This is a genomic window from Thermosphaera sp., assembly GCF_059755995.1.
On the sequence record NZ_DBOUKL010000071.1, the window covers coordinates 1 to 5,510 of the forward strand.

The following is a 5,510-nucleotide window of genomic DNA, read 5'->3' on the forward strand; positions in this document are numbered from 1 at the left end:
CATTACTGGTATTCCAACGACACTGAAATCATATGGCTCGACCCTAATGAAATACCAGGAATAGATTGCCAACTGATCGGCGTTTTGAAAACCAGTAAAAACCCGGATCTTGCTGAAAAAGTTTTGAAAACCGTTCTAGAGCATGCAAGTAAAAGCGGTGAATTGAGCAAACTAGGTTATTATCAAACAATTGAGGAATTAGAGAGAAACACTCCATACCGTGAACATGCTTGGCAGGTTCCCGTAGCCTGCCAATATGGTGGGGCTCATGGGTGAGTTAACTCCTCTAAGCATGGTGGCGGGGTTCATAATAGCCTTTCAGCTGATAATTATTGGGACAGTTTTCTACGTAGCACTCTCAAGTCCTTTATCCAGTACTGAACTGCTTCAAGAGATAAAAGAGTCTGCAATACTCTCCGTTGAAACATCCTTGATAACCACCACTATAGTTTTAATGCTCAGCATACCAGTCGCTTACTGGTTCTCGCGGCAGGATTTGAAAGGCAAGCACGCCCTTAGGGCGTTGCTGAGCATACCATACGTTCTTTCCCCATCAGCCAGTGGTTTAATACTCCTAACATTCCTTGTTAAGAACCCTCTTGGAAGAACCCTTAATGAGTCCTTGGTTATAATTAATAGTTTTAATGGGATTGTCGTCGCGCAGTGTTTCCTCGCCTTCCCTATCGGACTAATATATTTTGCAGCTGTTTTCAAAACCATTTCGCCATCCCTGGAGGAGGTTGCGAGAACACTAGGCTATGGTAGAATAGAAGCCTTGTACAGGATTTTCCTTCCATCTCTGAAACCCCAGGTGGTATCCGGGGCTCTCCTCGTTTTCGCGCGCGCTTTCGGCGACTTCGGGGCCTCGCTAATACTTGGAGGAGGAATAAGGGGAAGGACGGTCACTCTCCCAATAGCATTGTATTTTGTTAACCAATACGGGGACATCATATTGTTGGCTTACGCTTTATCCAGCTACGTACTCATAGCCTATATGATTTTATTTTTAACCAGTATGTTAGAGAGGTGAGCAGTGATGCTTGCAGTGGAGGAATTAACAGTAGCTTTTGACCGTGTTCCAATCATAGAGGATATCTCGTTCCGATTGGAGAAGGGGGAAATTGCTGTTTTAATGGGTCCCAACGCCTCGGGTAAGACAACCCTGATCAAAGCTATTGCCGGGCTGGTATCCCCGCTTAAAGGCAGGGTAATCCTTGAAAACAACCTTGTATTCAAGGCCGATGGGAGTAGTGGCCGAGCAATAGTTAATATTCCCCCGCATCTGAGGCAAATAGGCTACGTACCATCGGACTACGCTCTCTTCGACCACTTGACCGTGCGGGATAACGTTATGTTAGGGCTTGCCAAGAAACCTCTCAGCAAGCATGAGAAAGAGGAGAAGGTTAGAAGTATTTTAGAACTGATGAACTTGGAGAAGTATTCTAACACGAAGCCGCCGGCGCTCAGCAGCGGGTTGAAGCAGAAAGTTGCGCTGGCAAGGGCTCTTGTAACAGAGCCTAAACTCCTTTTGCTCGACGAGCCGTTCTCATCTATTGATCCGGCGAGTAAACCCTTACTCCGTTTAGACTTAAAAAAGCTTCTAAACTCGTATAGGATTACAACAATCATTGCAACACACGATGTTGAGGATGCATTCTGGTTCCGGGGTAGGGTGCTTGTACTAACTGGGAGGATGATCACTCACAACTCCCCCTTCCTCTCCGACGACACGGTGGAAGACGAGTATTTGGCGAAATCTTTAGGGTTCAACGTGCTTGAAGGAAGGATTGTTCGAAACGTTGAACCTGGAAAATACCTCGTAGAAGTAGGCGAGTCCCTAGTACTCGCAAAAACGAATAGTATTGGGAGAAAACTTGTAGAAGGAGGCTTAGTCAATATTGTTTTCCCGCCTAATGGTTTAAGATTAACCCCAGAGTGCCAGGAGAGTATTAAGGTAAATGCCCTAAAAGCTTATTTGTTAGATGCGGTTGAAAAATTCGGACAAGTAACACTTGTGTTAGAGGTTGGTTCGTTGAAAGTTCGAGCAGACGTGTCTCGTGGAGAATGGGAGAAACTACGTGGCGAAGTCTCTAAGAATTGTCTAACAATTCTCCTCCCTGAGAACTCTATTTCAGTAATAGAAAAGTACAAGTCCAATGGTGATGTAGATGCTTAAAGATCTTTTTGGAAGAACGGTGGATAGTTTCAGAGTAGTTGTCACGTCAAGATGTAATTATAACTGTATATTTTGCCATAGGGAGGGTTTGACTGGTTTAAAAAGAATGGAAGTACTGACCCCTGAGGATTACCGCTATCTAGCATACGTTTCCTCTAAACTCGGAATATCTTACTTTAAAATCACAGGGGGTGAGCCGCTGATTAGAGAAGATATTTCTGCTATAGTTAAAGGGATTCGGGAATATTCAAAGGAAGTCTCCCTATCTACGAACGGCTATTTTCTGAAAAAGCTGGCCGGAGCCCTCGCTGATGCAGGACTTGATAGAGTTAACGTTAGTGTTCACTCGTTTAACGATGAAGTCTATCAAGCCATTACACGCACAAAGGCTAACGTTAAGCTAGTTCTTGAAGGAATCGAACAAGCCATAGAACACGGTATCAGGGTGAAGATAAACTTCCTCGCAATGAAAATAAACATCGGAGAATTTGAGAAGATACTTGAATATGCCTCATCGAGAGGGGTTGACGTTAACGTTATCGAGCTTATTCCTCTCGGAACCCCTTACAACGTTTACTTAGAGCAGAGAACAAGCCTTGACCCTATTGTTGAAAAATTAACGCAGAACTCCTCAAGCATGGTGATCTCCAGCTTTCAAAACAGGCCTGTTTACACATTACCTTCAGGCATAAAAGCAACTGTGATAAGAGGTTATGGAAACCCAGACTTGTGTGCGAGATGTTCAAGGCTGAGGCTAACCCCGGAAGGGTGGATTAAAACCTGTATTTTCATGGAGGACCCGTTCATTGATATTAGTAAAGAATTAAAGAATAGGGATGAGTATGGAGTAGTTGAGAAAATTAAAAAAGCCGTCTCCCTTAGAAAGCCCTATTTCGTGAGGAATCAGCCATGAGTGTTCACATGGTTGATATCTCGGGAAAACCCGAGTCTCAGCGAGAAGCTATTGCAACCGGTTTCATCAAGCTGAAGAAAACCACTGTAGAGTTAATAAGAAGTGGAAAAGTGGAGAAGGGAGACGTTCTCGATGCATCAATCATTGCGGCAATTCTTGGTGTTAAGAAAACCACGGAACTACTTCCTCTGACACACAACATACCAATATCTAATGTTAAAGTAGACTTCTCTATTGAAGAAGAAGGAGTTCGGGTCTACGTGACCGTTAAAACAACCGCTAAGACAGGGGTTGAAATGGAGGCTTTGGCAGGGGCGACAGCGGCATTACTCAACATATGGGATATGGTGAAAAAGTATGAGAAGGATGAAAACGGTCAGTACCCTGAAACAGTGATAACTGATGTAAGGGTTATTTCTAAAGTCAAGAAGCCCCTGGGTTGATTAATGATGAAGGTTAAAGTAAAGGCGTACTCCATATTTACCGAGAAAGTTAGGGAGGGAGTTTTTGAGGTGGATGATGGTTTAACCGTTAAAGATTTGATTGAAATCCTTCTCGGCGGTTTAGAGTATAGGGGGATTTCTCCAGTGGTTTTCGTTAACAAGGAAAAAGCAGACTTAAACAGGGTTTTGAAAGACGGTGATGAAGTGCTTCTAACTCCTCCTTTTTCAGGTGGCTAGGATGGTGTTTGTGAGCGTGAAAATCTTAGATAAGGAGGAGCCTCTCGCGCTGGACTCGATAATGAGCGAGCTCGCTAAAGCCGACCCGGATCACTATGTAGGCGGTGTAGGATTGTTCATAGGGTTAGTTAAAGGGGATGTTAACGGTTCGACAGTGTTCTCACTGGAATACTCTGCAATCAAAGACATGGCTGAGAGAGTGATGAGCCAGATAGCTTACGAGATTGCTGAGAAATACGGTCTTCAAGGAATACTGATATATCACCGGGTAGGGGAGTTGAAGCCCGGCGAGTTAACCTTAGTAATAGCTGTAGCCGGTAAAAGCCGAGTTAACGTGATGCCGGCTCTCGCTGAGGCGTTAGAAAGGGTTAAAAAGGAAGTCCCGGTTTTCAAGCTGGAGCACAGGTGTGACGGAGACTACTGGATTGTTGGTGATTCAACAAGAATACCCAGGGAAAAGGGTTAGCCAAAGACCGCGATCTCCTTGATAATCTCTCCTTTAACGAATCTCTCATAGTTCAGGTTTTCAAATTCTTCAACAACGGGTTTCCCACCAGTCATGTACTCAGCAAGTGCCTCGGCGACAGCAGGGGCCATCATAAAGCCGTGTCCGCTGAAGCCTGCCGCGACATATAGTCCTTCAACTTCCTTAATCGGCCCTATGATAGGGTGGTGATCAGGGGTCATATCGTAGTAGCCGGTCCAGTATCTCAGTATATAAACCTCTCTCAGCCATGGGAAGTACTCGGTCCAAACCTTAGCCGCTTTCCTCAGAAATTCCAGCTTATTAGAAGCCTCGACATCGTACTGCTCAGGGATGTCCGCACCAATGTAGAAGTTGCCGTGTAGGAGTTGAAGTATGTACGAAGACGTTGACCAATCAATTATTAACGGCTTGATGAATGGCTTAAATGTTTCAGTAACCATTACATGTTTCGGAAGATTCCTAATGGGGAGATCGATCCCTATTGTCTTCAAGAGGCTTCTAGACTCGCCGCCCGCGGCCACGAGAACCTGATCCGCGTTTATGACTCCTTTATCCGTGGAAACCCCTTTAACAGTGTTATTCTCAACTATTAATTTATTAGCCTGGGTACGGGTAAGGATTGAAACACCTTGTTTTCTCAACACTTTTAACGGATTCAACACTGCTTCGAAGCAGTTTGCCTTCCCAGCCAAGGGGTCGTGAACTGCCGATATGATTTTATGGGTTCTCATGGTGGGTACAAGCTCTTGGACCTGGCTAGGCCCTATCATTCTTGTGGGGACTCCTCTTGAGTTTTGAAATTCGACAACTTTTTTGAAAAACTCCACATCCGGTTCCCTTGTAAGAACCCAGAGGTAGCCATCCCGTGAGTATTTAATACCGTACTTGGATGATAAAATAGGCCAGAGCTCGATGGCCCTTTTCATGACTTCTACATGTTCCCTGCTCGTGAAGCTTGCTCTAATACCTGTAGCACATCTAAAACTCCCGCCTGTGCCTGGATAATTCTTCTCGATTATAACAATATTTTGAATACCCTTCTCAAGCAGAGCCGCTGAGGTTAGGACGCCTATAACACCTCCGCCAATAACTGCTACCTCAGCTTTCACGACCACCACCTACAAAGTTTTTCAACTTAACCGGGTGAATGGGCGGGCGGTTACTTGGTAAAAAGACTTCTTCAAAAGACTTTCCTGTTTTCTGCATGAGAATCCTGGCAATCATTAACAAGCAAGTAGTCCCTTGGCATGGGCC

Annotated in this window: 7 protein-coding genes and 1 pseudogene; 7 read left to right on the top strand and 1 reads right to left on the bottom strand. The window is 44.7% G+C overall.

The window, feature by feature from the left end; translation table 11 throughout:
- The 7 genes and pseudogenes from AC3OH0_RS07075 to AC3OH0_RS07105 all read left to right on the top strand — a co-directional run.
- A pseudogene (locus AC3OH0_RS07075) lies at nucleotides 1-276 on the top strand (hypothetical protein); the annotation flags it as partial.
- Nucleotides 269-1,030 carry a molybdate ABC transporter permease subunit gene (locus tag AC3OH0_RS07080; RefSeq protein ID WP_498345294.1) on the top strand — a complete coding sequence of 254 codons (762 nt, stop codon included), beginning with the start codon at nucleotides 269-271 and terminating at the stop codon, nucleotides 1,028-1,030. The pseudogene AC3OH0_RS07075 and the gene AC3OH0_RS07080, both read left to right, overlap by 8 nt.
- 6 nt (nucleotides 1,031-1,036) lie before the next feature.
- Nucleotides 1,037-2,176 carry an ABC transporter ATP-binding protein gene (locus AC3OH0_RS07085; RefSeq protein ID WP_498345295.1) on the top strand — a complete coding sequence of 380 codons (1,140 nt, stop codon included), beginning with the start codon at nucleotides 1,037-1,039 and terminating at the stop codon, nucleotides 2,174-2,176.
- Entirely contained in the window at nucleotides 2,169-3,089 is a 921-nt protein-coding gene (moaA, locus tag AC3OH0_RS07090; RefSeq protein ID WP_498345296.1) for a GTP 3',8-cyclase MoaA, read from the top strand. Before AC3OH0_RS07085 ends, moaA begins: the two co-directional genes overlap by 8 nt.
- A gap of 8 nt (nucleotides 3,090-3,097) precedes the next feature.
- The gene (gene moaC, locus AC3OH0_RS07095) at nucleotides 3,098-3,532 is read left to right on the top strand and encodes a cyclic pyranopterin monophosphate synthase MoaC (protein WP_498345297.1); all 435 of its coding nucleotides are present in this window, start codon (nucleotides 3,098-3,100) and stop codon (nucleotides 3,530-3,532) included.
- Nucleotides 3,533-3,538: 6 nt separating this feature from the next.
- Nucleotides 3,539-3,769, top strand: coding sequence for a MoaD/ThiS family protein (locus tag AC3OH0_RS07100; RefSeq protein WP_498345298.1), 231 nt, complete (start codon nucleotides 3,539-3,541; stop codon nucleotides 3,767-3,769).
- A 1-nt stretch (nucleotide 3,770) separates the two neighbouring features.
- On the top strand, nucleotides 3,771-4,235 hold the full coding sequence (locus tag AC3OH0_RS07105; protein WP_498345299.1) for a molybdenum cofactor biosynthesis protein MoaE: 465 nt from the start codon (nucleotides 3,771-3,773) through the stop codon (nucleotides 4,233-4,235).
- Here the strand turns inward: AC3OH0_RS07105 and AC3OH0_RS07110 are convergent.
- A complete protein-coding gene (locus AC3OH0_RS07110; RefSeq protein WP_498345300.1) occupies nucleotides 4,232-5,365 on the bottom strand; it encodes an NAD(P)/FAD-dependent oxidoreductase in 1,134 nt (377 codons plus the stop codon). The genes AC3OH0_RS07105 and AC3OH0_RS07110 overlap by 4 nt on opposite strands.
- Nucleotides 5,366-5,510 lie beyond the last annotated feature (145 nt).